Source organism: Stenotrophomonas maltophilia R551-3, from assembly GCF_000020665.1.
GTDB classification, from domain to species: domain Bacteria; phylum Pseudomonadota; class Gammaproteobacteria; order Xanthomonadales; family Xanthomonadaceae; genus Stenotrophomonas; species Stenotrophomonas maltophilia_L.
In genome coordinates this window covers 2,507,819-2,532,647 of record NC_011071.1, presented here as the reverse complement: position 1 = coordinate 2,532,647, position 24,829 = coordinate 2,507,819, and the positions used below count along the sequence as shown (strand labels likewise).

Annotated in this window: 21 protein-coding genes and 2 pseudogenes; 17 read left to right on the top strand and 6 right to left on the bottom strand. The window is 65.0% G+C overall.

Annotation, left to right across the window (positions count from 1 at the left end; all coding sequences use genetic code 11):
• Position 1 precedes the first annotated feature (1 nt).
• Both SMAL_RS11470 and SMAL_RS11465 read right to left on the bottom strand, forming a co-directional pair.
• A complete protein-coding gene (locus SMAL_RS11470) occupies positions 2–211 on the bottom strand; it encodes a DUF1656 domain-containing protein (RefSeq protein ID WP_012511288.1) in 210 nt (69 codons plus the stop codon).
• 4 nt (positions 212–215) lie between these two features.
• Positions 216–2,186 (bottom strand): FUSC family protein, encoded by a 1,971-nt coding sequence (locus SMAL_RS11465; RefSeq protein WP_232273976.1) that lies wholly within the window; start codon positions 2,184–2,186, stop codon positions 216–218.
• A 70-nt stretch (positions 2,187–2,256) separates the two neighbouring features.
• Between SMAL_RS11465 and SMAL_RS11460 the strand changes: the two genes are divergently transcribed.
• The gene (locus SMAL_RS11460) at positions 2,257–3,051 is read left to right on the top strand and encodes an AraC family transcriptional regulator (protein WP_012511286.1); all 795 of its coding nucleotides are present in this window, start codon (positions 2,257–2,259) and stop codon (positions 3,049–3,051) included.
• A 35-nt stretch (positions 3,052–3,086) separates the two neighbouring features.
• Here SMAL_RS11460 and SMAL_RS21215 read toward each other — a convergent pair.
• A pseudogene (locus tag SMAL_RS21215) lies at positions 3,087–3,221 on the bottom strand (alpha/beta fold hydrolase); the annotation flags it as partial.
• 271 nt (positions 3,222–3,492) lie between these two features.
• Here SMAL_RS21215 and SMAL_RS11450 point away from each other — a divergent pair.
• Both SMAL_RS11450 and SMAL_RS11445 read left to right on the top strand, forming a co-directional pair.
• Positions 3,493–8,226, top strand: a complete 4,734-nt coding sequence (locus SMAL_RS11450) for an RHS repeat-associated core domain-containing protein (protein ID WP_012511285.1) — start codon at positions 3,493–3,495, stop codon at positions 8,224–8,226.
• A 4-nt stretch (positions 8,227–8,230) separates the two neighbouring features.
• Positions 8,231–8,806 (top strand): hypothetical protein, encoded by a 576-nt coding sequence (locus tag SMAL_RS11445; protein WP_232273975.1) that lies wholly within the window; start codon positions 8,231–8,233, stop codon positions 8,804–8,806.
• 37 nt (positions 8,807–8,843) lie between these two features.
• Here SMAL_RS11445 and SMAL_RS21210 read toward each other — a convergent pair.
• Positions 8,844–9,105 (bottom strand): annotated as a pseudogene (locus tag SMAL_RS21210) (IS3 family transposase); the annotation flags it as partial.
• A 220-nt stretch (positions 9,106–9,325) separates the two neighbouring features.
• Here SMAL_RS21210 and SMAL_RS11440 point away from each other — a divergent pair.
• Entirely contained in the window at positions 9,326–9,661 is a 336-nt protein-coding gene (locus SMAL_RS11440; protein ID WP_006371662.1) for a DUF6984 family protein, read from the top strand.
• A gap of 45 nt (positions 9,662–9,706) precedes the next feature.
• Here SMAL_RS11440 and SMAL_RS11435 read toward each other — a convergent pair whose 3' ends face one another.
• Positions 9,707–10,081, bottom strand: coding sequence for a hypothetical protein (locus tag SMAL_RS11435; protein WP_012511283.1), 375 nt, complete (start codon positions 10,079–10,081; stop codon positions 9,707–9,709).
• 569 nt (positions 10,082–10,650) lie between these two features.
• On the opposite strand from SMAL_RS11435, the gene SMAL_RS11430 reads away from it, so the two are divergent.
• Complete coding sequence (locus tag SMAL_RS11430) at positions 10,651–10,980, top strand: hypothetical protein (protein WP_006371559.1); 330 nt, start codon at positions 10,651–10,653, stop codon at positions 10,978–10,980.
• On the opposite strand, the gene SMAL_RS11425 is transcribed toward SMAL_RS11430, so the two are convergent.
• Entirely contained in the window at positions 10,974–11,378 is a 405-nt protein-coding gene (locus tag SMAL_RS11425; protein ID WP_012511282.1) for a hypothetical protein, read from the bottom strand. The two genes, SMAL_RS11430 and SMAL_RS11425, sit on opposite strands and share 7 nt — an antisense overlap.
• A 194-nt stretch (positions 11,379–11,572) precedes the next feature.
• On the opposite strand from SMAL_RS11425, the gene moaA reads away from it, so the two are divergent.
• From moaA to narI, 12 genes are all read left to right on the top strand, one after another.
• Positions 11,573–12,553 (top strand): GTP 3',8-cyclase MoaA, encoded by a 981-nt coding sequence (gene moaA, locus SMAL_RS11420; protein WP_012511281.1) that lies wholly within the window; start codon positions 11,573–11,575, stop codon positions 12,551–12,553.
• 8 nt (positions 12,554–12,561) lie between these two features.
• Positions 12,562–13,557, top strand: coding sequence for a bifunctional molybdenum cofactor biosynthesis protein MoaC/MoaB (gene moaCB, locus SMAL_RS11415; protein ID WP_012511280.1), 996 nt, complete (start codon positions 12,562–12,564; stop codon positions 13,555–13,557).
• Positions 13,557–14,810, top strand: coding sequence for a molybdopterin molybdotransferase MoeA (locus SMAL_RS11410; RefSeq protein WP_012511279.1), 1,254 nt, complete (start codon positions 13,557–13,559; stop codon positions 14,808–14,810). The genes moaCB and SMAL_RS11410 overlap by 1 nt, the downstream gene beginning before the upstream one ends.
• The gene (locus SMAL_RS11405) at positions 14,810–15,070 is read left to right on the top strand and encodes a MoaD/ThiS family protein (protein ID WP_006371550.1); all 261 of its coding nucleotides are present in this window, start codon (positions 14,810–14,812) and stop codon (positions 15,068–15,070) included. The genes SMAL_RS11410 and SMAL_RS11405 overlap by 1 nt, the downstream gene beginning before the upstream one ends.
• A 3-nt stretch (positions 15,071–15,073) precedes the next feature.
• A complete protein-coding gene (locus SMAL_RS11400; protein WP_012511278.1) occupies positions 15,074–15,574 on the top strand; it encodes a molybdenum cofactor biosynthesis protein MoaE in 501 nt (166 codons plus the stop codon).
• Between the two features lie 36 nt (positions 15,575–15,610).
• Entirely contained in the window at positions 15,611–16,159 is a 549-nt protein-coding gene (mobA, locus tag SMAL_RS11395; RefSeq protein WP_012511277.1) for a molybdenum cofactor guanylyltransferase, read from the top strand.
• On the top strand, positions 16,156–16,521 hold the full coding sequence (locus SMAL_RS11390; protein WP_012511276.1) for a hypothetical protein: 366 nt from the start codon (positions 16,156–16,158) through the stop codon (positions 16,519–16,521). The genes mobA and SMAL_RS11390 overlap by 4 nt, the downstream gene beginning before the upstream one ends.
• 145 nt (positions 16,522–16,666) lie before the next feature.
• Positions 16,667–18,085 carry a NarK family nitrate/nitrite MFS transporter gene (locus tag SMAL_RS11385; protein ID WP_012511275.1) on the top strand — a complete coding sequence of 473 codons (1,419 nt, stop codon included), beginning with the start codon at positions 16,667–16,669 and terminating at the stop codon, positions 18,083–18,085.
• 72 nt (positions 18,086–18,157) lie between these two features.
• Positions 18,158–21,901 (top strand): nitrate reductase subunit alpha, encoded by a 3,744-nt coding sequence (locus SMAL_RS11380; protein WP_012511274.1) that lies wholly within the window; start codon positions 18,158–18,160, stop codon positions 21,899–21,901.
• Positions 21,901–23,445 (top strand): nitrate reductase subunit beta, encoded by a 1,545-nt coding sequence (narH, locus tag SMAL_RS11375; RefSeq protein WP_012511273.1) that lies wholly within the window; start codon positions 21,901–21,903, stop codon positions 23,443–23,445. The genes SMAL_RS11380 and narH overlap by 1 nt, the downstream gene beginning before the upstream one ends.
• Entirely contained in the window at positions 23,445–24,125 is a 681-nt protein-coding gene (narJ, locus tag SMAL_RS11370; RefSeq protein ID WP_012511272.1) for a nitrate reductase molybdenum cofactor assembly chaperone, read from the top strand. Before narH ends, narJ begins: the two co-directional genes overlap by 1 nt.
• A complete protein-coding gene (gene narI / locus SMAL_RS11365; RefSeq protein ID WP_010485313.1) occupies positions 24,122–24,829 on the top strand; it encodes a respiratory nitrate reductase subunit gamma in 708 nt (235 codons plus the stop codon). Before narJ ends, narI begins: the two co-directional genes overlap by 4 nt.

Below are 24,829 nucleotides of genomic sequence, written 5' to 3'. Positions count from 1 at the left end.
TTCATTTCTCGAGCAGGGGCGAGAGCCGGATCATCAGCTCCGCCAGGATCACGAACAGGGACAGGCCCACCAGCGGCCGCGCGACGAGCAGCCGGTACAGACCGAGGCTGGCGAGCAGACGTGAGGTCAGCACCGACAGCGCCAGCGCAGCGGCGGCCACGGCGAGCAGGCCGGGAATGAGCACGCCATCAATGGAAAGATCAGAGAGCATGCTGTCAGTGTCGATGGGCGAGCGGGGGGACCAGCAGGTCGCGGCGCAACCCGCAGAGCAGGTGCAGCAGATACCCTTGATCGGCCTCGGCGCTGGCTGCCGCTGCCTCGCGCACGCGGTCCACCAGTTCCAGAAGATGGGCGTCGACACTGCGTGGTGAGTGGGCGCGAATCCTGAAATGTGCGGTGACGCGTTCGATCAGCGCCGCGTGAAGCGCCCGAACGTGCGGGTCGTCCAGGCACTTGTTCAGTGTGCGGAATTGGCTGGATGCACGTGCCGCACGAACGTCCGCAAACAACGCTCGCAGGTCGTGTGCTGCGTTGGAACGGCCCTGCAACCTGGGAGCGAGCAGCCCGATTCGATCCAGCATGCGGCTGAGCCAGGCGCGGGTCATATCACCTTGTCCGGCGGCGTGTCGTGCGATGTCCCGACGGATCGAACGCTCCAGCCGTGCGCGGTTGCGGCCCGCATCGGCGGTCTGGAACAACTGCATGCTGCACAGTGCCATTGCCGTACCGACGAACAATGCAACGCTGTTGTTGAGTGCGCCGACGATGTTGACCGTATTGGTCGCGCCCAGTCCCGCGATGAGCGGAAACGTCAGCACCACGCCCAGCGCAGCCATGATGAAGGATGGCCGGGCCAGGAACGATCCGCACAGCAGCAGCGCAGGCGCGAGCGCGGCAATCAGGCCGACGAAATCGGACAGCGCGGGGAAGATCAGCAGACCGTAGAGCAGGCCGACGGCAACGCCAATCAACGACCCCAGCAGATAGCGCATGACATGCGGTGCCGGCGCTTCGAGGGTGCCGAACAGGACGCATGCAGTGCCGATGATGGACACCGCCGTGGCGCCCTCCGACCAGCCAGTAATGATCCACAGCACGCAGCTCAGCAGGATGCCGACGAACGCGCCCAGCGCGCTGCGCAGGGCAAGCCGATGATCCCGGTGAAGTACCGCACCCTGCGCATGTCGCGCAAGGCGAGCAGGTACATGCCGGTGCCAGTCGGGGCGGGCAGTGTGCAGTTGCGCCTGCAGCACGCGGCAGTCGGCGTGGGCGAGGTCGAGTTCGGCCTGTTGCGCGGCGAGGCCGGCCTGCAGCAGATCGCGCCAGCCTGTTGCATCCATCGCGCTGGCCTGGGGTGAGCGCAGCCGGGCGAGGGAATCTTCCACCGCGCTGGAGAGCATCAGTACGTCCAGCATCCGGTCATGCAGGGCACGCAGGATCTGCACCTGGGCCACGCCATGGGCGCTGTCGAAGGGCAGGTGGATCGACAGTACATGCAGCTCGAGCAGGTCGGCTGCCACTTTCGAGCGGTCCGACGCCAGCACCGTGTCCGATGCACCGGCGCGCATGTCGCGTGTCCATCGTTCCGCATCATCCAGCACGGCGGCAACCCGCGCGTGCACGCGCATCGAGACCCGGCGCGGCAGCACCAACGCATGTACCAGGGTGGCGGCCAGGATGCCGATGGAGATTTCCTGCACCCGCGTGATGGCGATGGTGAACACGTCTCCCGGCACCATCACCGCAGGAAACCCGATCAGGCTGGTGGTATAGCCGGCCAGCAGGAACGCGTACGCACGTGGCGTGCGGTCGAGCATCGCCAGATACAGGCACAGCGCCATCCACGTGGCCAGCGCGGCGCTCAGCACCAGGGGCGCATTGGCGAAGCGTGGCACCAGCGCGACGGTGGCGATGGCCCCGCCCACGGTACCGAGCAGGCGGAACAGGCCGCGGCTGAGCGTCGCCCCGGAAAGGGGCTGCGACACCAGATAGACCGTGCCGATCACCCAGAACGGGCGATTCAGGCCGATCCTTAGAGAGACATACAGCCCCAGCGACGCGGCGAGCAGGCATTTGAGCGAGAACAGCACCGCCTCTTGGTCGGTCCTGAGGGCGGGGCTCTTCAACCGTGCAAATGCCTGGCGCACGTTGGGGCGAAATGGGGTGGGGGCGTGCATGCGGCTCATGCTAGTGATCGGTCGCACTGGCGAATTTCGCTACAATGACAACCAATCGCTAAAACCGGTCAATGTGAGAATGGCTCGCATTTCGCTCCCCGGCTTTGACCTGGACCCGGACGAGACCGATCGCCCGGCGGTCGCCAGCCGCCTTCAGGTGGCCGAGCACGACGCAGAAATTCCCGTACATGAGCACCGCAAGGGCCAGCTCATTCTTGCGTTGCATGGGGCGGTGACCTGCGAAGTGGCCAATGCACTGTGGATCGTGCCGCCCCAGTGTGGCGTCTGGATTCCGGGTGGCATGCCGCACAGCAACCGCGCCACCGCCAACGCGCGCCTGTGCTACCTGTTCGTCGAGCCCGGCGTCGTCGAACTGCCAGCGCAGTGCGTGACGCTGGCGATCTCCCCGATGCTGCGCGAGATGATCCTGCACCTGGCCGACGCGCCACTGGACTACCCGCATGGCAGCCATACCGACCGGCTGGCGCGGGTGTTGCTGGACGAGCTGGTACAAATGCCGGCCGAGCACCTGTCGTTGCCCGTCAGCCATCACCCGAAGGTGCGTGCGCTGGCTGCGGCGCTGTCGGCTGACCCGGCAGACCGCAGCACCATCAGCCAGTGGGCCATGCGCCTGGCCTTGGGAGAGCGCACGTTGACCCGGCTCATTGAGCGAGAAACGGGTCTGTCCTTCGGGCGCTGGCGGCAGCAGCTGCATCTGCTCATCGCCATTCGTGAACTCGCCGGTGGTGCACCGGTACAACGCGTTTCCGAGACGCTGGGCTATGAGTCGGTGACGGCCTTCATCACCATGTTCAAGAAGGCGCTTGGCCTTTCCCCGGCGCGGTACTTTGCGGTGCGCCTGCGTGGGCAGTAGCCGGGAACAACCGGGGAAGCCGTTGCCTGGAACGGCTACTCCAAGATGCCGGAGACCGATTGAATCGCGGCCACCACCGAAGCAGGGTCCTCGCGCTGGAGGGTGTGGCCGGTTGCCAGGTAGCGGTGCGAGCCGCGCGTGAATCCCGAGAAGAGCAGGGCGTGTGCGGCAGTTGTGCAGGTGGTGTTGTGAGCTATGAACACGGACTCCCTGTAGAAGAAGTCATGGGAGCCGGGCGTAGGCCGCTGAATGGCCACGGATGCTTGAATCTGTGACCGGTTACGCGACTCCACACTTGAATGTGCGAGCGTCCTCAACGATAAAGGCGGCATGTGGCAACTGCCGCATTCCGGACCAGGGACGATCCGAAGCATGACGTGGGGAACACCTCCGCGTTCTCGTTCCCGCCGGCGCTGTGTTCGTCCAGGAAGGAGAACAGGGGTGTTGGAACGACTGAAGAGCTTCTCGCGTGCCGCGCTGGCCATTGTTGCCGTCGGCTGCTTCGCCCCTGCGGTGGCACAGGCTCAGGAAAGCAAGATCACCTGGCGCATTTCGCAGCCCGGTGGCGATGCGACGCAATACAAGACCCAACAGGCGGCGGTGGCCGCCATCAAGAACCTGCCGGCGCCCAGCCCGTTCCCGCCGGAGTTCCAGTTCGGCTGGCAGTCTGTCGACAAGATCAAGTCGAAAGTCGTGGACTTGAACGGAAACACGTCGATCACCTACTGGATGGGGAAGGCGCAACCTTCGGATCCAGACTGGACCTATCTGGCCACGGCGGAATTTACGACCGAAGAGGCGATGGTCGCGAGCTATCTCGCGCGCGTCCAGGCCACCAATCCTGTCTGTCCGGGTGCTGCTGTGACTCCACAGGGAGACTGGTTCTCGGGTGTGCCCGAAATGGAGGGGGTGGTCGAGTCCAGGTTCTATCAGATCACGCATATGATTGGGCAGAACACGGCCGAATCGCCCTGCACGCCCCACGTGAGTCAGGCGGCCTTCGGCCGCAAGCGCCGCCTTGATTGCCCTGTTCCGCTTACGCAGTGGTCCAACAAGCACAACGCCTGCGTCAACGAGGACTTCGTTGCGACCATCACCTCGAAGTCGCAGAAGTGCGACAAGGATGGCGGCAACGGTAACTGCCCCATGTCCCGCAAGGATACAGCTGCGAACATGAGTCCGATTCCCGACAATGACCCGGCCTCCAACGGCGGTACCTGCGACGGCAATGTCGGCAACCCATGTGATGTTAAAACGGGCGAGAAGTATGAGATCGCGCCGGACTTCGATCTGGGCTGGATCGCGCTGACGCGGTTCTATCACTCCGGCATCTCCACCTCATCCGGCGGCTTTGGCTATGGCTGGACCCATTCGCTGGGCGCCCACCTGGCACTGGATGGCGTTGACAGTGTGGGCATCATTGAAAGCACCGGTTTCCAGCGTGCATTCAAGAAGATCGGCCAAGCCTATGAGGCGGACGACGACAGTGGTGATCGTCTCGTCCAGAACGGTAACTGGACGCTGTATTCGGCGGGTTCCATCTCGACCTTCGGCGCGGACGGGCGTCTGATCACCAAGCGCTTCCCGGATGCCACGTCGCTGACCTATATCTACGATGACAGCGACCGCCTTGCGGCCGTCACCCACAGCAGTGGCCGCACGCTGGAGTTCGTCCACCAGTCCAACGACTATGAGGCGCTGATCAGTTCGGTACTGGTCGAAGGCATTGCGCTCGCCACCTATACCTACACGCCGCAGAACCAGGTTGCCACGGTGACCTATGCGGGTGGCGGTGTGCGCACGTATCACTACGAGAACCAAGCTTTCCCCCAGCATCTGACCGGCATCACGGCGGAGGACGGGCGTCGCTACAGCACTTTTACCTATGATTCCGACGGCCGTGTCATTTCCAGTCAGCACGCCGGCGGTGCCGATGGCGTGACGCTGGCCTATAGCCCCAATGGCGGTGCGGTCGTGACCGACGCGCTTGGGCGGCAGACCGACTACACCCTGACACCCGGCGGCGACACTGCGCCGTCGCGCAAGGTGACCGGCCTGACGGATTCGCAGGGAACCGTCAGCCGAACCTACTACGACCAGAGTGTCGACTTCCGCCGGCGTCTGGATACCTACACCGATCGCCGCGGCATCCAGACCAAGCACACCTATGCGCAGGGCACCGATCCGGTGAGCGGTCGTGCCGTCAGCATCCATACCGTGACCGAAGCGGTCGGCCTGCCCGAACAGCGGGTGGTGACCACCGCGCGCGACGTCGAAACCAATGCGGTACTGACCACCCGCATCGGCAATCGTGAAACCCGAACGTCCTTCAATACCCGGCGACAGCCGACAACCAACACGGTGACCGACATCGCGTCCGGTCAGACGCGCATCACCAGCTACACGTATTGCGAAGCTGCGGACGTGGCTGCGGCAGGGAGCTGCCCTGTGGAAGGGCTGCTGAAGAGTGTGGATGGTCCGCGCACGGATGTGGTTGATGCCGTTACCTACGCCTACTACCCGGCGGATGATGCGGGATGCGCGGCCAATGGCGCCTGCAGCTATCGCAAGGGCGACCTGCGCAGCGTGACCAATGCGCTGGGCCAGACGGTCGAGACCTTGGCCTACGACGCGTTCGGGCGGCCGTTGTCGGTCAAGGACGCCAACGGCGTGGTCACCGATTACACGTACCATGCTCGCGGCTGGCCGACCTCGATCACCGTACGCGGCGCGACCACTGCCGAGGATCGGGTCACCCAGCTGAGCTATTGGCCGACGGGCCAGGTGCAGAAGATCACCGAGCCGGATGGCAGCAGCGTTTCCTACGTCTACGATGCTGCGCTGCGCTTGACCGACATCGAGGACAACGCAGGCAACACGATTCACTACACACTGGACAATGCCGGCAACCGCCTCAAGGAAGACACGCTGGACACCGGTGGCACGCTGCGCCGTACCCTGGCACGCACGTTCAACACGCTCGGCCAGCTGACCGCGCTGAAGGACGCAGGCAATCACGCTACCGGCTTTGCCTACGATGCCAACGGCAACCTGCAGACGGTGACCGACGCACTGCAGCGCGTGACCAGCCAGCAGTACGACCCGCTGAACCGCCTGGCCCAGACCCTGCAGGACGTGGGCGGCGTCGCGGCGGAGATCCGCAGCCAGTACAACGCGCTGGACCAGGTCACCCAGGTCACTGATCCGAAGGGCCTGCACACCACCTACGCCTACAACGGCTTCGGTGATCTGACCGGACAGGTCAGCCCGGACAGTGGCGCCAGCAGCTACACCGTGGACGCGGCAGGCAATCGCAAGGCCGCTACCGACGCGCGCGGCGTCACCGCCACCTATCACTACGATGCGCTGAACCGTTTGATCGGAGTCGCCTATCCGGACCCCAATCTGGACGTAGGCTACAGCTATGACGTGGCGCCAGCGGCCTGCGCCGCCGACGAGCGCTTCGCCAAGGGGCGGCTGGGGCAGGTGCTGCATGCCAACGGCAGCACCCAGTACTGCCATGACCGCTTCGGTCAGGTCACCCGCAAGGTGCAGACCGTCAATGGTGTGGCCAGCACGCTGCGCTACGCCTACAGCAAGTCGGGCCGTCTGACTGCGTTGACCTACCCCGACGGCAGCGTGGCCGACTACGTGCGTGATATCCAGGGCCGCATCAGCCAGATCGGCCTGACCCGGCCCGGCCAGGCGCGCCAGATCGTGGTGAACAACGTGAGCTATGCAGCCTTCGGTCCGGCGACCGGCTGGACCTACGGCAATGGCCGCCAGCTGCAGCGTCCGCTGGATCTGGACTACCGCCCGCAGGCGGTACATGACCCGGCCGCAGATGGCCTGTCGCTGGGCTACGGCTATGATCCGGTCGGTTCGATCACCGAGCTGAAGAACGGCACTGGCTCGACGGTACTGGCCAAGTACGCCTACGACGCGCTGGGTCGCCTGACCCAGACCCAGGACGGTGCGACCGGCACGCCGATTGAAACCTATGCCTACGACGCCACCGGCAATCGCACCGCGCTGACCACTTCGGCGGGCACTGCCAGCTACACCTATCCCGCAACCAGTCATCGCCTGACTGCGGTGGATGGTGAAGCGCGCAACCATGACGCGGTGGGCAACACCACCAGCATCGGCGGCAAGACGTTCATCTACAACGATGCCAACCGCATGAACGCGGTGAAGCAAGGCAACGCCGTACTGGAAAGCTACGCCTACAACCATCGCGGCGAGCGCGTGCTGCGCACCCCGGCTGGTGGCGCTGCACAGATCACCCTGTATAACGAAGCAGGGCAGTGGCTGGGCAACTACTCGGCCACGGGCCAGGCGCAGCAGCAGGCCATCTGGCTGGACAACTACCCGGTGGCGCTGATCAGCGTGCCAAGCGCAGGTGTGCCGGAGTTGGCCTACATCCAGCCGGACCATCTGGGTACGCCGCGCGTGGTGATCGACCCGGCGCGCGATGTGGCGATCTGGGAGTGGAGCAACAAGAGCGAGGTGTTCGGCAACCAGATTCCGAGTACCGACCCGGACGGCGATGGCGTGGCATTCGAGTTGGCGCTGCGATTCCCGGGCCAACAGGCGACGGATGCGAGTGGGCTGTTCTACAACTATCGGAGGGAATACGACCCGGCAGTGGGGCGGTATACCCAGAGCGATCCGATTGGGTTGATGGGTGGACTGAACTCGTTCGCGTATGGAAGCGGAGATCCCACTGGCCGTGTCGATCCGCTAGGCTTGGCCGATAAAAAATACATACCTCAGGCCGTACCTGTTTCACCGGAGTTGCAGGCGGTCGGAAATCGGCTCCAGAGGCTGGCAAACCAAGCAGCGTCCACCATTGACGCCACCTGTGGATGGCGTTGCTCACTGCCTTGGATACGCGGAACGCTCATCCATAGTGAGTTCAAGCGCCTGGTGGATACCACATGCCCGACGTCTCAGTATGCGACTGAGGTGAGCTACGCTGGCCGTAGGGTTGTTAGGTATGGGTACCCGGGGTCCTCACGGGCGGACGCTGTGTACGGCCCAGTTGATGCACCTCAAGCCATCTTCGATCTGAAGACTGGTTGGGCTTACATCTCCTGGGATCAGTACAATAAGTACGTCAAGAATCTCCCCGAGGGAACTCTCGTGGTGGAACTTAAGCCTGAAGGCCGTTGATAAGATGAACAAGCGATACATTTGCAGCCTTCTGCGGAAAAGGTCCGGCCTGATCGGCGGGTCAAGCGGATATTTTTTCCGAAGTGACTATGACTATGTGGCACAAGGAATTGTTCTGGAGTTCGTCCCAAGGGGGCTCTATGTATGGAATTTTGTATTTCCATTGTTTGACTCCTTTGGGCCGCATCTTTCCTACAGCAGCCGAATCGCGGATCGGCCGTTTATCGGAAGGGATCAAATGGCAGACGATGATGTGGTTGAGAGCATTCTTTCATCGATCGAGCTGCGAAACGTTATTGAAGCGAAGTCTTCAATGACCTTGATGGAATTTGCATCATTTCTTGAGACGCGGGGCTTGAGAGGTGCTCACGCTCATATCAATCATGCAACTGCATTGGCGCTATTGGGGAAGACGGATCTAGCGCTGAAGTTGCTGAAGGAACTAGTCCCGGCGTTGGATGATCATGATCTGAAACTTTGCGATTCTCTAATAGTGGCCCTGAATCATGGAATTGAGGCGGTCAAATCGATGCTGGACGTGGTGAAGGAGAAGAATGTTAAGAAGCTGGGCGGGGCCTGATCCAAAGGTTAATCGTCCAGTGTTTCCCGGGTAGCCATCAGCCGCCAAGTGCCTGCTGCGTCTCGAACTTTATTGGGGCGGCTCGTCGCTGGAGCCGTGGCGCTGTCTTGGGTTCTAGAACATCTCGATGTGCAGGGCGACGTTTGCGCGTGTCTCGTCGTGATTGCTTTAGATCCTCTGCTTTGTATGTTCCCGCTACTGTCGCTGGAAGAACTTCTCCATCGATGCGTTGTCATGGCTGTTTCCTATCCGGCTCATGCTGCACAGGATGTCTGCTCGCGCAGAACGCTCTGCCAGTTTTACTGGGTGAAGAGCGAATTGAGTTCGCCAGGGTTGACGATAACGAGCCGGGACTTGCTGATCTTCTTGATCGTTGGAAGGCGGTCGGCTATCCGCTGTCCGGCCTGAAGTGTTTCCGTCTCGAGACCAGCTCGACCGGAAGCGTCATTCTCATCTACGCCAGGACATGGCGGATCGAGCATCTGCCGATGGCGGGTGCAGTGCCCTGAAGGACATCCCGTGCCCAGATTCCTCACCCCCGACGAGGTCTCTCTCATCCACAGGCTGCTGCCTGAGACGACCGAACTGTCCGAACGGTTGTTGAAGGATCTGGCGCTCGCCCAGGTGGAGGACGTGGAGGTCGTCGGATTCGGGGGCGTGGTGTTCCTGTCCAGCACGACCCAGCTTTTCGGCAGTGATATTGCCACTGCCATGCTTGCCGATGCCGACGGCGTGCCGGTGAGAGTCACCCTGTGCCTGGATAATCACGATCAACTCTTCGAGCTGGAGCTGTGCAAGGTGGACTTCTCTCCGATCATCGGCGTCGATCTGAGAAGCGCTTTCAGCGAGCATTGACGCCTGTTGAAAGCGTTCCTCGCTGAAGGCCGTTGCGCCTGGCGTTCACCCTTCGGGCTGCAACCGCCCCTCCGCCTGCGCGCACAACGACTGGCAAGCCATGACCAACCCCTCCATCACCCGGTCGCCCACGTACTGCTCCGGTTCGCCGTTCTGCCGGGTGCGCTCCGCCGCCAGCAGCATTTCCAGCACTACCCGCAACCCGCTCAACGCGCAATCGGCATCGGCCAGGGCCAGGCAGCGCCCGGGCAGCTGATGCCGCTCCGGCCAGGGTTGGCCATCGGCCGCCGCACCGACGCCGATGCGATGGAGGTTGGCAATGAAGGTGTTCCTGTCCACTGCGGGCACAGCCTGTGGCGAACCGTCGTCGTGGGCGGTGCTGCGATAGGCGTGCAGATGCGGGAAGTCCGATTCGTTCATGGCAAGGCTCCGTGCAGGGCAATCGGTAGCCGCCACCCATAAAAGTGGCGGGCGGTACGTGGTTCGAACACCGGGTTGATGTCAGTCCGGCGGGCCCGGAAGCCCCCACGCACCGCCCGCCATAGCCGGCAGACGGATTGCCAGCCGGCGCCACGCTGAGGTGACGCCGGCTGGCAAGCGCATACATCAACATCAACTCGGGTGTTCGAAGCCCGGCCACCCTTTTCCGGTGGCACGCCATCTGAGCCCCTGGCGCTGTGCAATGCCAATCAGAAGAGTTGCAAACATCGCTCGATTGGAGACGCTTTCGGCATTCTCCCACGCTGTTAAGCACTGCCAGCGCTGGCTGGCGTGGTGATCCGCCCGAACCGTGCAATCTGCGACAGGTGTCGAGGTTGGGCGAGGGAGGGAAGCGGGTGGGAAGGGGTGATGGCGACAGGCTCCGCGGGGGCCTGAGTCGAGCATGGCGGGGACCCGCCGACGCCAAAGCGTGACGTGCGACGCGGGTTGACGTTCCCAGCCACCAAGCGCAGGCTGGTCCGGCACGTTTCCTAAACTGAAGGAGACTTATGACCGCCACTGCTTCCCTGCACCCGGCACCTGACGCGCAGGGTCGTTCCCGGCTCTGGAGCGTGTTCTGGCTGCAGGGCGTCATTCCCAGCAACATTCTGTGGGCGGTAGCCCTCTGGGCGCTGGCCAACCAGCGCACCCCGCTGCTGCTGGGGGTATTTGCCGTACTGCTGCTCTATACCGGCTGGATCATCCCGGCGGTGTGGCGGGCGGCGCCTACTGCGCACAACCCCAACCTGGGCGTGGCCGCGCGCGGGCTGACCGTGGCCTGGGGGCTGAACACCGTGCTGGTGATCTTCTTCCTGACCCTGCAGCTGGTGGCTCAATAGAACTGAACAGGCTCGCCGCCCCGGTCGAAGGCGGCGAAGCGGCCGATCTGACCGTCATGGATGGCGTTGACCATCAGCTTCAGCGGGCGGGCGGCCTCATCGCTGTTGGGAGCGAAACCGGCGCGACCGTCCAGCGCCGCCACGAACACCAGGTCCCAGTCGATGCCGGTGGTGGTGGATTCGGTGGCCAGCGCCTTGAAGCTGGGCACCTCGGCTGGCAGCTTGTCCACGCACAGCACCGGCGACAGGGTGCCGCCCTCACGGCGGTCATGCCGGTCGCGCTGGTCGTCGGTGGGTGATTCGGGCAGCTCGGCGCGCACGAATACGAACAGCAAGCGCTGCGGTTCAGCCTGCTGGCCTGCGGCGTGCAGCAGCTGCTGGAAATCGTTCATCATCATGAGGGTTGTCACACGCCCGCTGCACGGAAAGCCGCATGCTGCCACAACGCCTGCCGCGCGGGGCCGAAGACGATTGATTTAAGTCATGCCCATGGAGCTGACTGCCGCGTACTCTGGCAATCGTTCCAGCAGACGAGGGTTTCCGGGCCGTTCCGGGTACAGGCAAGACGGTGGAGCAACAAGGTGGACCAGCCATGAGCCAACTCACCGACGGTTTCGGACGCAGCTTTCCGTACCTGCGCCTGTCGTTGACCGAAGCCTGCAACTTCCGTTGCAGCTACTGCCTGCCCGACGGTTACCAGGTCGATGGCCGCCCGCGCTTCCTGCAGGTGGATGAAATCGCGCGCCTGGTGCGCGCGTTCGCCGCGCTGGGCATGAGCAAGATCCGCCTGACCGGTGGCGAGCCCAGCCTGCGCAAGGATCTGGACGAGATCATCGCCACCGTAGCGGCGGCGCCGGGCATCCGCAAGGTGGCCATCACCACCAATGGCACGTTGCTGCCGCGTCGCCTGCCGGGCTGGCACCGCGCCGGCCTGACCGCGCTGAACGTGAGCATGGACAGCCTGCAGCGCGAACGCTTCAGGACCATCACCGGGCATGACCGCCTGCCGGAGATCGAACAGGGCCTGGCCCTGGCGCAGGCGTTGGGCCTGCCGGCGATCAAGCTCAACGCGGTGCTGCTGCGCGGCTTGAATGACGACGAGCTGCCGCAGTGGATGGACTACCTGCGTGACCGTCCTTTCAGCGTGCGCTTCATCGAGCTGATGCGCACCGGCGACAACGAAGCCTATTTCCAGCGCCACCACCTGCGTGCCGACGTGGTGATCGAGCAGCTGCTTGCCGCAGGCTGGCACGAGCGTCCACGCGCGGCCGATGCCGGCCCGGCGCGTGAGTTCGGCCACCCCGACCATCGCGGCAGCATCGGCATCATCGCCCCGTATTCGCGTGACTTCTGCAAGGGCTGCAACCGCCTGCGGGTGACCGCCAAGGGCGACCTGCGGCTGTGCCTGTTCGGCGAGTTCGGCGTACCGCTGCGCCCGCTGCTGCAGCGCGACGACGACCACGACGCGCTGCTGGCACGCATCACCACACAGCTTGGCCTGAAAGCGGCCGGGCATGGACTGCACCAGGGCCAGACCGGGCTGACCCCGCACCTGGCCTCCATCGGAGGATGAGCAACACGATGAGTGGGGAATTGAATGCGGCCTTCCATATGGCCGATGTCCGCGACAAGCGCATCACCCGCCGCCGTGCGGTGGCGGTGGGCGAGCTGCATGCCGGTCCGGTGGCCTATCCGCTGATCGTCGAGCGCCGCCTGCCCAAGGGCGATGCGCTGGTGATGGCCGAGATTGCCGGCCTGCAGGGTGCCAAGATGGCCTCGATGCTTATGCCGCTGTGCCACCCGCTGCCGCTGGAGCTGGTGCAGGTGTTCTGCGCGGCGGTGCCGGAACGGCAGGCGATCCGCGTGTGGTGCGAGTGCGCCAGCGAGGCGCGCACCGGCGTGGAGATGGAGGCACTGGCCGGCGTCAACGCGGCGCTGCTGACCCTGTACGACCTGAGCAAGCCGGTGGAACCGGCCCTGCGCATTGAAGGCATCCGCCTGCTGTTCAAGGAAGGTGGCAAGCGCGGCGTGTGGCTGCACCCGGATGGCATGGACGATGCCGAGCGCGCGCGCTTCAAGCCGCGTGCGCCGAAGGGCCTGGAGGGCGCGGCCTGCGCGGTGATCACGCTGAGTGACCGCGCCAGCGAGGGCACGTATGAGGATGTGTCTGGCCCGACCCTGGTGACCGGCGTGAAAAAGCTGGGCGGCGAGGTGGTGGCGGCCGAGGTATTGCCGGATGGCATCGAGCCGTTGGCCGGCCGCCTGCAGGCGCTGGCGGCCGAGGGTGTGCGCCTGTGCCTGTGTACCGGCGGTACCGGGCTGGGCCCGCGTGACCTGACCCCGGAGGCGCTGCGTTCCTTGAACGCGCGGCCGGTGCATGGCCTGGCGCAGATGGTGCGCGCACTGAGCGCGCAGCACACGCCGATGGCCTGGCTGAGCCGCGCCGAGGTGGTGCAGCTGGGCAACATGCTGGTGTTTGCACTGCCGGGCAGCCCGAAGGCGGCGGCGCAGTGCCTCGATATCCTGGCGCCGGTACTGGGCCACGCCTTGGCGATGGTCGACGGTGGTGGCCACTGATGATTGCCTACAGCGAAGCGTTGCAGCACCTGCTGGACGCGGCCACGCCGCTGCCGGCCGAGCGCCTGCCGCTGCATGAGGCCGGCGTCCGCACTCTGGCCAGTGACATCATCAGTGAGCAGTCGCTGCCGCCGTTCGACAATTCGGCAATGGACGGCTTCGCGCTGCGCGCCAACGGCGCGACGTTCGAGGCCGGTACCGAATTCGTGGTGCAGGGCTGGCAGGCGGCAGGCGATGCCGGTGCCGAGGGCGGCGAGGGTGCCTGGGAAATCATGACCGGTGCGCGCATGCCGGTTGGGCTGGATACGGTGGTACCGGTCGAGAACGTGGAGATCCTTACCAGCGAGGACGGCCGCCCGACCCGCATCGCCCTGAAGAGCACGGTGAAGCCGGGCCAGAACGTGCGCCTGCGCGGCCAGGATGTGCGCGAAGGCGAGCGTGTGCTGCAGGCCGGGCAGGTGCTGGACATCAATGCGCGCACCCTGCTGCACGCCATTGGCGTGGGCCAGGTGGCGGTAGTGGCGCGGCCGAAGGCGGCGGTGATCGCCACTGGCAAGGAGCTGGTGACCGAGGCGGCGCAGACGCTTGAATCCGGCCAGATTCGTGACAGCAACCGGCCGTACCTGGTCGGCCGGCTGCAGGCCGCCGGTGCCGAGGTGGTCTGGCAGGGCACGGTGGGTGATGACGTGGCCGCGTTCAACGCGGTGCTGGATGAAGCGCTGGCTGCGGGCGCGCAGCTGCTGATCAGCACCGGCGCGGTGTCGGCCGGCCGCTACGATTTCGTTCCCGATGCGCTGCTTGGACGTGGTGCGCGCATCGTGTTCCACAAGGTGGCGATCCGCCCGGGCAAGCCGTTGCTGTTTGCGGTGCTGCCCAATGGCGCGCTGTATTTCGGCCTGCCCGGCAACCCGGTGTCGGCCGCCGTGGGCCAGCGCTTCTTCGTCGAGCCGGTGCTGCGCCGCCTGCTGGGGCTGGCACCGGAAGCCGTGTTGCAGCTGCCGCTGCAGGCCGACGTGCGCAAGCCGCCGGGCCTGCGCTTCCACGCGCGTGCGCGGGTGGAAGTGGACGCACAGGGGTGCCTGAGTGCGCGCGTGCTGTCCGGGCAGGAGTCGTTCCGTTTGATGTCCATGCTGCAGGCCAACGCTTGGGTGGTGCTGGAGGCCGAGGGAGAACTGGCCGCTGCCGGCACGCCGGTGCGCGTGCAGGGTTGGGGTCACCATGACCCGGTGCAGCTGGCGAGCAAGGAGTCATGATGAAACAGGTGAATCTGCAGTTGTTCGGTGCGTTTTCCGATCTGGATGCCAGCCGCGAAATCGCGGTGGAGGTGGCCGGTGGCACTGTGGCCGATCTGCGCCAGGCGCTGCGCGAGCTGCTGCCTGCGCGCTGGCCGGGGTTCCGCGCGGGCCTGCTGGACTACTCGGCGTTTGCCGACCAGCAACGCGTACTGCGTGACCACGAGGCGCTGCCCGACGATGGCCGGGTGGCGATCCTGCCGCCGGTGAGCGGGGGCTGAGCCATGAGCGAGAAGATCATCGCCAAGGTGGTGGATCGCGCGCAGGCGGCGATCGATCCGGCCGAGGGCATCGCTGCGGTGTCCGATCCGGGTTTCGGTGGCATCGATGTGTTCATCGGCAAGGTGCGCGACGTCAATATCGGCCGGCCGGTGAACGGGATCACCTACGACCTGTTCGAGCCGCTGGTGCTGAACGAGTTCAAGCGGTTGGCAGCAGAGGTCGAGGCCACGTTCGGGCCGAAGTTGAAGCTGTATGTAGCCCATGCCAAGGGCCGGTTGGGCATCGGCGATGTGGCGGTGGTGGTGGCTGCGGGCAGCCCGCACCGTGACGAGGCCTTCCGGGCCTGCCGGCAGTTGATCGAGGTGGTGAAGCACCAGTGCCCGATCTGGAAGCAGGAGCATTACGAGGACGGCGACAGCGAGTGGAGCGAGGGTTGCAGCCTGTGCCATGCAGACAACGAACCCGCACATGCCCATGACCACGTGCACGACCACCCGCATTGATGCCGGTGCAGCCACGCATGGCGTGGCTCTACTGCAATGAGCGGAACCATCGATGGCATCGTGCTGGCCGGCGGCCTGTCCAGCCGGATGGGGCGCGACAAGGCGCTGCTGCCGTGGCAGGGGCGCACCCTGCTGGAACACATGCGCGGCCTGCTGCTGCAGGCCGGCGCCCAACGGGTGTGGGTGAGCGGCAACTATCCAGCCTTCGGCGGCATCCCCGATCAGGTGGCGCGCTGCGGTCCCCTGGGTGGACTGCACAGCGTGATGCAGCAGATGCCCGATAGCCCGGCCTGGGTGGTAGCGGTGGATACCCCGTTGCTGGCGCCGCGGCTGCTCCAACGGCTGGCCGCCGAGGGGCGGGGCGCATGCACGATCTTTGACGGGCATCCCTTTCCCATGCTGTTGAATGTGGACAATGCCACTCGTAGCGTGCTGGCCGCGATGCTGGATGATGCGCAGAGGCCGCGCTCGGTACAGGCCTTCCAGCACCGCCTGCAGATGCACGCGCTGCTGCTGGAAAGCGTTGACGAAGCCTGCCTGGTCAACTGCAATACCCCCGAACAATGGGAGGATGTTGCGTCATGAAAGTGCAGTTGCAGGATCAATCAGTACGGCTTCGCCTGGACGAGGCCGAACTGGCGCGCCTGCTGGCCGGTGAATCGGTCGAGAACATGACCCGCTTTGGCGGCATCGAGGGCTGGGGCATGGCGGTGTCGCTGCATGGCGGCGATCAACCGGTGCTGCTCGATGGCGGCACCTTCTGCCGCCTGGTACTGCCGCGCCCGGCAGTCGAGGCCTTGGCGGCGCGGCTGCCGTGCCGGGATGGGCTGCCATTCGACATTGCCCTGGAAGATGGCGGCCAGCTTCAGCTGCAGTTCGATGTGGACGTGCGCGACAGCGTGCGCCAGCGCGGGGTGACCCGCCGCAACACCGCTTCACCGGTTTGACATTTGTCAGGGGCACGGCGGAAACCGGCCCCTGATTGATCCAGATCAACCCCGTCGTTGTTGCTGCGCGGCCTAATGGCTGCATGACGACGGGTCACAACTTGAAACGCAGTACCCACGTCATTCCACAGCCTTGGAGCCATGTATGACCGTCGGTAGCGATTCTGTTGTCCGCAGCACTGCCCGTCCGGGTCGCGTCATCAGCGACTGGACGCCGGAGGACCCCGGCTACTGGGAGCGCACCGGCAAGCGGGTCGCCACCCGCAACCTGGTCATCTCGATCCCCTCGCTGCTGCTGGCCTTCTCGGTCTGGGTGCTGTTCTCGGCGGTGTCGATCAGCCTGCCGAAGATCGGTTTCAACTTCAGCACCGACCAGCTGTTCTGGCTGGTGGCGCTGCCCAGCCTGTCCGGCGCCACGCTGCGCATCTTCTATTCGTTCGTGATCCCGATCTTCGGCGGCCGCCGCTGGACCGCGCTGTCCACGGCCTCGCTGCTGGCGCCGACGCTCTGGCTCGGCTTTGCGGTACAGAACCCGGCCACGCCGTACGGGGTGTTCGTGGCCATCGCAATTCTGTGCGGCTTCGGTGGCGCGAACTTCTCCTCGTCGATGTCCAACATCTCCTTCTTCTACCCCAAGCAGAAGCAGGGCCTGGCGCTGGGCCTGAACGCCGGCCTGGGCAATGTGGGCGTGTCGGTGGCGCAGGCGGTGATCCCGCTGGTCATCACCGTGGGCGTGTTCGGTGCGCTGGGTGGTGCACCGCAGCCCACGGCGGAGGGCGGGGCGCCGTTGTTCCTGCAGAACGCCGGCTTCATCTGGGTGCCGGCCATCGCGCTGTGCGCCATCGCGGCCTGGTTCGGCATGAACGACCTGACCAGCGCCCGCTCGTCGTTCTCCGAGCAGGCGGTGATCTTCCGCCGCAAGCACAACTGGCTGATGTGCTGGTTGTACATCGGCACCTTCGGTTCCTACATCGGTTTCTCGGCCGGCTTCCCGATGCTGGTGAAGAGCCAGTTCCCGGACGTGAACCCGCTGGCCTACGCCTTCATCGGCCCGCTGCTGGGCGCATTGATGCGCTCGGTGGGTGGCAGCATGGCCGACCGCTGGGGTGGCGCACGCCTGACCTTCTGGGTGTTCGCGCTGATGATCGCCGCCGTGTTCGGTGTGCTGCACTTCCTGCCCAGTCACGGCCAGGGCGGCAACTTCCATGGCTTCCTGCTCAGCTTCATGGCGCTGTTCGTGCTCAGTGGCATCGGCAACGGCACCACCTTCCGCATGATTCCGGTGATCTTCCGCACCCTGCATGAGCGCTGGTCGGCCAACGACAACGCCGAAGGCAAGGCCTCGGCCGCGCACCAGGCCAGCATCGAGTCGGCCGCGGTGGTCGGTTTCTCCGGTGCGATCGGTGCCTATGGCGGTTTCTTCATTCCCAAGAGCTACGGCTCGTCCATCACCTTGACCGGCAGCCCCGACATGGCGCTGTACGGGTTCGTCGTTTTCTATGTCACCTGCCTGGCCGTGACCTGGTGGTGGTACTACCGGCGCGGTGCCGAGACACCCTGCTGACGACATGAAAACGCACCGCAGCCAGATGACACACACAGCCACGATGCCGATGTCCGCAAAGGGAGATCCCCGATGAGTTATTTCCTCGATCGCTTGCAGTTCTTCAAGCGTGACCCCCAGACCTTTGCCGATGGCCACGGATTCGCCAAGAGCGAAGGCCGTGACTGGGAAAACAGTTACCGCGCCCGCTGGCAGTACGACAAGATCGTGCGTTCCACCCACGGCGTGAACTGCACGGGTTCGTGCAGCTGGAAGATCTACGTCAAGAACGGCCTGGTCACCTGGGAAACCCAGCAGACCGACTACCCGCGTACGCGCCCGGACCTGCCCAACCACGAACCGCGTGGCTGCCCGCGTGGCGCCAGCTATTCCTGGTACCTGTACAGCGCCAACCGGCTGAAGTACCCGCTGATCCGCGGCACGCTGCTGCGCCTGTGGCGCGAAGCACGGAAGAGCAAGGCCCCGGTCGATGCCTGGGCCAGCATCGTGGAGGACAAGGAGAAGGCGCGTTCGTACAAGACCCGCCGCGGCATGGGCGGCTTCGTGCGCCTGCAGTGGGAAGAGGCCAACGAGATCATCGCCGCCTCCAACCTGTACACGGTGAAGCAGTACGGCCCGGACCGCGTGGTCGGGTTCTCGCCGATTCCGGCGATGTCGATGGTGTCCTACGCCGCCGGCGCGCGTTACCTGTCGCTGCTGGGCGGCGCCTGCCTGTCCTTCTACGACTGGTACTGCGACCTTCCGCCGGCCTCGCCGCAGATCTGGGGCGAGCAGACCGACGTGCCCGAATCGGCCGACTGGTACAACAGCCGCTACATCATCGCCTGGGGCTCGAACGTGCCGCAGACGCGTACGCCCGATGCGCACTTCTTCACCGAGGCGCGCTACAACGGCACCAAGACGGTGGCGATCTGCCCGGACTATTCCGAGCTGGCCAAGCTGACCGACCACTGGCTGCACCCCAAGCAGGGCACCGACGCGGCACTGGCCTTTGCCTTCGGTCATGTGATCCTGCGCGAGTTTCATGTGGATTCGCCCTCGCAGTATTTCCAGGACTACTGCCGCCAGTACTCGGACATGCCGATGCTGGTGCGCCTGGAGCGTCGCGACGATGGCCGCCTGGTAGCGGGCCGGTTCCTGCGTGCGAGCGAGCTGGGTGGCCTGGGTGAAGCCAATAATCCGGACTGGAAGACGCTGGCTTTGGACGAGAGCAGCGGCCAGATCGTGGTGCCCAACGGTTCGATCGGCTTCCGCTGGGGCGAGAAGGGCAAGTGGAACATCGAGGAGAAGGAAAGCAATGGCGCCGATACGCGCCTGCGCCTGAGCCTGGCCGACGCTCATGAGGGCATCGAGGCGGTCAGCTTCCCGTACTTCGGTGGCATCGAGTCGGAGGGCTGGACCGCTGCGCCGGCCGACGACGTGCTTGAGCGCAACATCCCGGTGCGCCGCCTGGCCCTGGCCGAAGGCGGCGAGACCCTGGTGGCCACGGTCTACGACCTGCTGCTGGCCCAGTACGGCGTGGACCGTGGCTTTGGCGGCAGCAACGTGGCATCGAGCTTCGACGACATGGTGCCGGGCACCCCGGCCTGGCAGGAACGCATCACCGGCGTGTCGCGTGCGGAAGTGATCGAGATCGCCCGCGAGTTCGCCCGTACCGCCGACAAGACCCATGGCCGTTCGATGATCATCGTCGGCGCCGGCATGAACCACTGGTTCCACAACGACATGAACTACCGTGGCCTGATCAACATGTTGATCATGTGCGGTTGCGTGGGCCAGACCGGTGGCGGCTGGGCGCACTACGTGGGCCAGGAAAAGCTGCGCCCGCAGACGGGCTGGCAGCCGTTGGCCTTCGGCCTGGACTGGAGCCGCCCGCCGCGTCACATGAACGGCACCTCGTTCTTCTACTTCAACACCGGGCAGTGGCGCTACGAGAAGCTGCAGGTGGATGAGCTGCTGTCGCCGCTGGCGGATGCGAGCAAGTACAGCGGCAGCCTGGCCGACCTGAACCTGCGTGCGGTGCGCATGGGCTGGCTGCCGAGCGCACCGCAGCTGGACCGCAACCCGCTGCAGTTGGTGCGCGAGGCCGAAGCGGCCGGCGTGGCCCCGGCCGACTATGCGCTGGGAAAGTTCAAGGATGGTTCGCTGGACTTCGCCTTTGCTGATCCGGACGCGCAGCAGAACCACCCGCGCATGATGTTCATCTGGCGCTCGAACCTGCTCGGTTCCTCGGGCAAGGGCCACGAATACATGCTGCGGCACCTGCTGGGTACGCGCCACGGCCTGCAGGGCAAGGACCTGGGCGAGATGGGCGCGGTCAAGCCGGAGGAAGTGAAGTGGCGCGACGAAGCGCCGGAAGGAAAGCTCGACCTGCTGGTGACGCTGGACTTCCGCATGTGCACCACCGCGCTGTACTCGGACATCGTGCTGCCCACGGCCACCTGGTACGAGAAGGACGATCTCAACACGTCGGACATGCACCCGTTCATCCACCCGCTGTCGAAGGCGGTGGATCCGGCCTGGGAATCGCGCAGTGATTGGGAGATTTTCAAGGAAGTTGCCCGCACCGTAAGCGAGATGGCGCCCGGTGTGCTGGGCGTGGAGAAGGACCTGGTGCTGGTGCCGACCCTGCACGACACCCCCAACGAGCTGGGCATGCCGTTCGGCGTGGCTGATTGGAAGAAGGGCGAGTGCGAGGCCATTCCGGGCCAGACCATGCCGTCGATGACGGTCGTGGAGCGCGACTACCCCAATCTGTACCGCAAGTTCACCTCGCTGGGCCCGCTGCTGGACAAGCTGGGCAATGGCGGCAAGGGCATGAGCTGGGACACGAAGCACGAAGTCGAATTCCTCGGCAAGCTCAACCACACCGTGCACGACGCGGGCGTGAGCCAGGGCCGTCCGGCCATTTCGACCGCGATCGACGCGGCCGAGGTGATCCTGCACCTGGCGCCGGAGACCAACGGCCACGTCGCAGTGAAGGCGTGGGAATCGCTGGGCACGTTCACCGGCCGCGAGCACACCCACCTGGCGGTGGGCAAGGAGCACGAGGCGATCCGTTTCCGTGACATCCAGGCACAGCCGCGCAAGATCATTTCCTCGCCGATCTGGTCGGGCCTGGAAGACGACAACGTCAGCTACAACGCCGGCTATACCAACGTGCACGAGCTGATTCCGTGGCGCACGGTGACCGGTCGCCAGCAGTTCTACCAGGACCACGAGTGGATGATCGACTTCGGCGAGGCCTTCATGGGCTACCGGCCGCCGGTCAATACGCGCACGGTGGAGCCGCTGCTGAACCAGCGCCCGAACGGCAACAAGGAGATCGTGCTGAACTGGATCACCCCGCACCAGAAGTGGGGCATCCACAGCACCTACAGCGACAACCTGATCATGCAGACGCTGTCGCGCGGTGGCCCGATCGTGTGGATCAGCGAGGACGACGCACGCAGCGCCGGCATCGTCGACAACGACTGGATCGAGCTGTTCAACGTCAACGGTGCGATCGCCGCGCGTGCGGTGGTCAGCCAGCGCGTGATGCCGGGCATGGCGATGATGTACCACGCCCAGGAACGCATCATCAACGTGCCGGGCTCGGAGATTTCCGGGACCCGCGGCGGCATCCACAACTCGGTGACCCGCATCGTGCTCAAGCCCACCCACATGATCGGCGGCTACGCGCAGCTGGCCTACGGTTTCAACTACTACGGCACCTGCGGCACCAACCGCGACGAGTTCGTGATCGTGCGCAAGATGGACAAGGTGGATTGGCTAGATGGCGAGGCCGTACCGGCCGCCGCCAAGGAGGTGGTGTGATGAAGGTCCGTGCACAGATCGCGATGGTGCTGAACCTGGACAAGTGCATCGGCTGCCATACCTGCTCGATCACCTGCAAGAACGTCTGGACTTCGCGCGAGGGCGTCGAGTACGCCTGGTTCAACAACGTGGAAACCAAGCCAGGCATCGGCTACCCCAAGGAATGGGAGAACCAGGACAAGTGGAACGGCGGCTGGGTACGCACCCGCGCCGGCAAGCTGGTGCCGCGTGCCGGTGGCCGCTGGCGCATGCTGGCCAAGATCTTCGCCAACCCGGACCTGCCACAGATCGACGACTACTACGAGCCGTTTGATTTCGACTACCAGAACCTGCACACCGCCAAGGACAGCCAGCACCAGCCCACCGCGCGGCCGCGTTCGCTGATCAGTGGCGAGCGCATGCAGAAGATCGAGTGGGGCCCGAACTGGGAGGAAATCCTGGGTTCGGAGTTCAGCAAGCGCTCGCGCGACTACAACTTCGACCAGGTGCAGAAGGAGATCTACGGCGCCTTCGAAAAGACCTTCATGATGTACCTGCCGCGCCTGTGCGAGCACTGCCTGAACCCGGCGTGCGTGTCGGCGTGCCCGTCGGGCGCGATCTACAAGCGCGAGGAAGATGGCATCGTGCTGATCGACCAGGACAAGTGCCGCGGCTGGCGCATGTGCGTGTCGGCCTGCCCGTACAAGAAGATCTACTACAACTGGAAGAGCGGCAAGTCGGAGAAGTGCATCTTCTGCTACCCGCGCATCGAGATGGGTGAGCCGACGGTGTGTTCGGAGACCTGCGTGGGCCGCATCCGCTATCTGGGCGTGATGCTGTACGACGCCGACCGCATTGCCGAGGCTGCCTCGGTGGCCGCCGAGAAGGACCTGTACCAGGCCCACCTGGACATCTTCCTGGACCCGAATGATCCGGCGGTGATCGCCGCCGCGCGCAAGGAAGGGATCCCGGACAGCTGGCTGGATGCGGCCAAGCAGTCGCCGGTGTACAAGCTGGCGATCGACTGGAAGCTGGCGCTGCCGCTGCACCCGGAATACCGCACGCTGCCGATGGTCTGGTATGTGCCACCGCTGTCGCCGATCCAGTCGGCCGCCGAACGTGGCCGCGTGGGCATGAGTGGCGAGCTGCCGGACGTGGCCTCGCTGCGCATCCCGATGCGTTACCTGGCCAATCTGCTGACGGCCGGTGACGAGGCGCCGGTGGTGCGTGCGCTGGAACGGCTGATGGCGATGCGTGCCTGGCGCCGGGCCAAGAACGTGGACGGCGTGGAAGACACCGCAGTGCTGGAGCAGACCGGGCTGAGCATTGCCCAGGTCGAAGAGATGTATCGCTACCTGGCCATCGCCAATTACGAGGACCGTTTCGTGATTCCGACCGGCCACCGCGAGTACGCCAACGATGCCTTCGGCGAGCGCGGCGGCTGCGGCTTCACCTTCGGCAACGGCTGCAACGGTGACAGCCCGGCCGACCTGTTCGGCCAGCGCAAGAGCACGACCTTCGTGGTGGACAAGGGCCCGAACCACCGCCGCAAGGAGGTGGTGTGATGAGCGTGCTCAAGCTGGTCGGGGTGCTGCTGGACTACCCCCGTGAAGAACTGTGGCAGCACGGCGAGGAACTGCTCGCCGCCTGCGACGCCCCGGTGCTGGGCGCCGCCCGCCGCCAGCAGCTGCGCAGCTTCGTGCAGCAGCTGCTGGACACCGATGCGCTGGATGCACAGGCCGCATGGCTGGCCAGTTTCGACCGCGGCCGTTCGATGAGCCTGCTGCTGTTCGAACACATCCATGGCGAGTCGCGCGATCGTGGCCAGGCCATGGTCGATCTGGTCGAAACCTACCGCCGCAACGGCTTCGAACTGGATGCGCGCGAGCTGCCGGACTACCTGCCGCTGCTGCTGGAGTTCCTGGCCCATCGCCCCGGCAGCGAGGCCCGCGAGTGGCTGCACCACATCGGCCATATCGCCGGGATGCTGGCCGCGCGTGCCGCCGAGCGTGAGCTGCCGCACCGGGTGCTGTTCGAGATCCTGGTCGAAGCCGGTGACGGCAAGGCCGATCTGCAGGCGCTGCGCCAGCGTGCCAGCGAGGAAGTCCGCGACGATACCGCCGAGGCCATGGACCGCTTGTGGGAGGAGGAGGCGGTGCGCTTCGGCGCCGAAGCCCCTGCCGAAGACTGCAAGCCGCCCGTGCGTTCGCCGGCCCGTCCTTCGCATCGAGAGGTCCAGCCATGAGTTACTCCCTGCATCAATTCGCCTTCCAGTACTACCCGTACATCGCCGTGGCGGTGCTGCTGATCGGCAGCTGGGCGCGCTACGACAAGGCCATGTACACCTGGCGCACCGGCTCCAGCCAGATGCTGTCGGACAAGGGCATGCGGATCGGCAGCAACTGCTTCCATATCGGCATCCTGGCCATCCTCGGTGGCCACCTGGTCGGCCTGCTGACCCCGCACGCGGTGTACGAGCACTTCATCACCTCGTCGCAGAAGCAGATGCTGGCGATGGTGGTTGGTGGTGTGTTCGGCGCACTGTGCTTCATCGGCATCAGCATCCTGCTGGTTCGCCGCCTGTTCAATGCGCGCGTGCGTGCCACTGGCAGCTTTGGCGACACCCTGGTGCTGGTGCTGCTGTTCGCCCAGCTGTGCCTGGGCCTGTACAGCATCCGCATCTCCTCCGGTCACCTGGACGGTGGGGTGATGGTACAGCTGGCCGAGTGGGCGCAACACATCGTGACCTTCCGCGCCGGTGCCGCCGACTATATCGAGGGCGTCAGCTGGGTCTACAAGATGCATATCTTCCTGGGCCTGACCCTGTTCCTGATCGCGCCGTTCACCCGCCTGGTGCACGTGTGGAGCATTCCGATCAGCTACCTGTGGCGGCCGTACCAGGTGGTGCGCCGCCGCCAGGCCACGCTGCGCTACGGTCCGCGGGAGTAA

Coding starts and splice junctions, on each gene's coding strand:
- moaA (WP_012511281.1), top strand. CDS start 11,573: ATGAGCCAACTCACCGACGGTTTCGGACGCAGCTTTCCGTACCTGCGC.
- narJ (WP_012511272.1), top strand. CDS start 23,445: ATGAGCGTGCTCAAGCTGGTCGGGGTGCTGCTGGACTACCCCCGTGAA.
- SMAL_RS11410 (WP_012511279.1), top strand. CDS start 13,557: ATGATTGCCTACAGCGAAGCGTTGCAGCACCTGCTGGACGCGGCCACG.
- SMAL_RS11430 (WP_006371559.1), top strand. CDS start 10,651: ATGACCGCCACTGCTTCCCTGCACCCGGCACCTGACGCGCAGGGTCGT.
- mobA (WP_012511277.1), top strand. CDS start 15,611: ATGAGCGGAACCATCGATGGCATCGTGCTGGCCGGCGGCCTGTCCAGC.
- SMAL_RS11470 (WP_012511288.1), bottom strand. CDS start 211: ATGCTCTCTGATCTTTCCATTGATGGCGTGCTCATTCCCGGCCTGCTC.
- SMAL_RS11435 (WP_012511283.1), bottom strand. CDS start 10,081: ATGAACGAATCGGACTTCCCGCATCTGCACGCCTATCGCAGCACCGCC.
- SMAL_RS11390 (WP_012511276.1), top strand. CDS start 16,156: ATGAAAGTGCAGTTGCAGGATCAATCAGTACGGCTTCGCCTGGACGAG.
- SMAL_RS11400 (WP_012511278.1), top strand. CDS start 15,074: ATGAGCGAGAAGATCATCGCCAAGGTGGTGGATCGCGCGCAGGCGGCG.
- SMAL_RS11405 (WP_006371550.1), top strand. CDS start 14,810: ATGAAACAGGTGAATCTGCAGTTGTTCGGTGCGTTTTCCGATCTGGAT.
- moaCB (WP_012511280.1), top strand. CDS start 12,562: ATGAGTGGGGAATTGAATGCGGCCTTCCATATGGCCGATGTCCGCGAC.
- SMAL_RS11425 (WP_012511282.1), bottom strand. CDS start 11,378: ATGATGATGAACGATTTCCAGCAGCTGCTGCACGCCGCAGGCCAGCAG.
- SMAL_RS11385 (WP_012511275.1), top strand. CDS start 16,667: ATGACCGTCGGTAGCGATTCTGTTGTCCGCAGCACTGCCCGTCCGGGT.
- SMAL_RS11380 (WP_012511274.1), top strand. CDS start 18,158: ATGAGTTATTTCCTCGATCGCTTGCAGTTCTTCAAGCGTGACCCCCAG.
- narI (WP_010485313.1), top strand. CDS start 24,122: ATGAGTTACTCCCTGCATCAATTCGCCTTCCAGTACTACCCGTACATC.
- SMAL_RS11465 (WP_232273976.1), bottom strand. CDS start 2,186: ATGAGCCGCATGCACGCCCCCACCCCATTTCGCCCCAACGTGCGCCAG.
- narH (WP_012511273.1), top strand. CDS start 21,901: ATGAAGGTCCGTGCACAGATCGCGATGGTGCTGAACCTGGACAAGTGC.
- SMAL_RS11460 (WP_012511286.1), top strand. CDS start 2,257: ATGGCTCGCATTTCGCTCCCCGGCTTTGACCTGGACCCGGACGAGACC.
- SMAL_RS11445 (WP_232273975.1), top strand. CDS start 8,231: ATGAACAAGCGATACATTTGCAGCCTTCTGCGGAAAAGGTCCGGCCTG.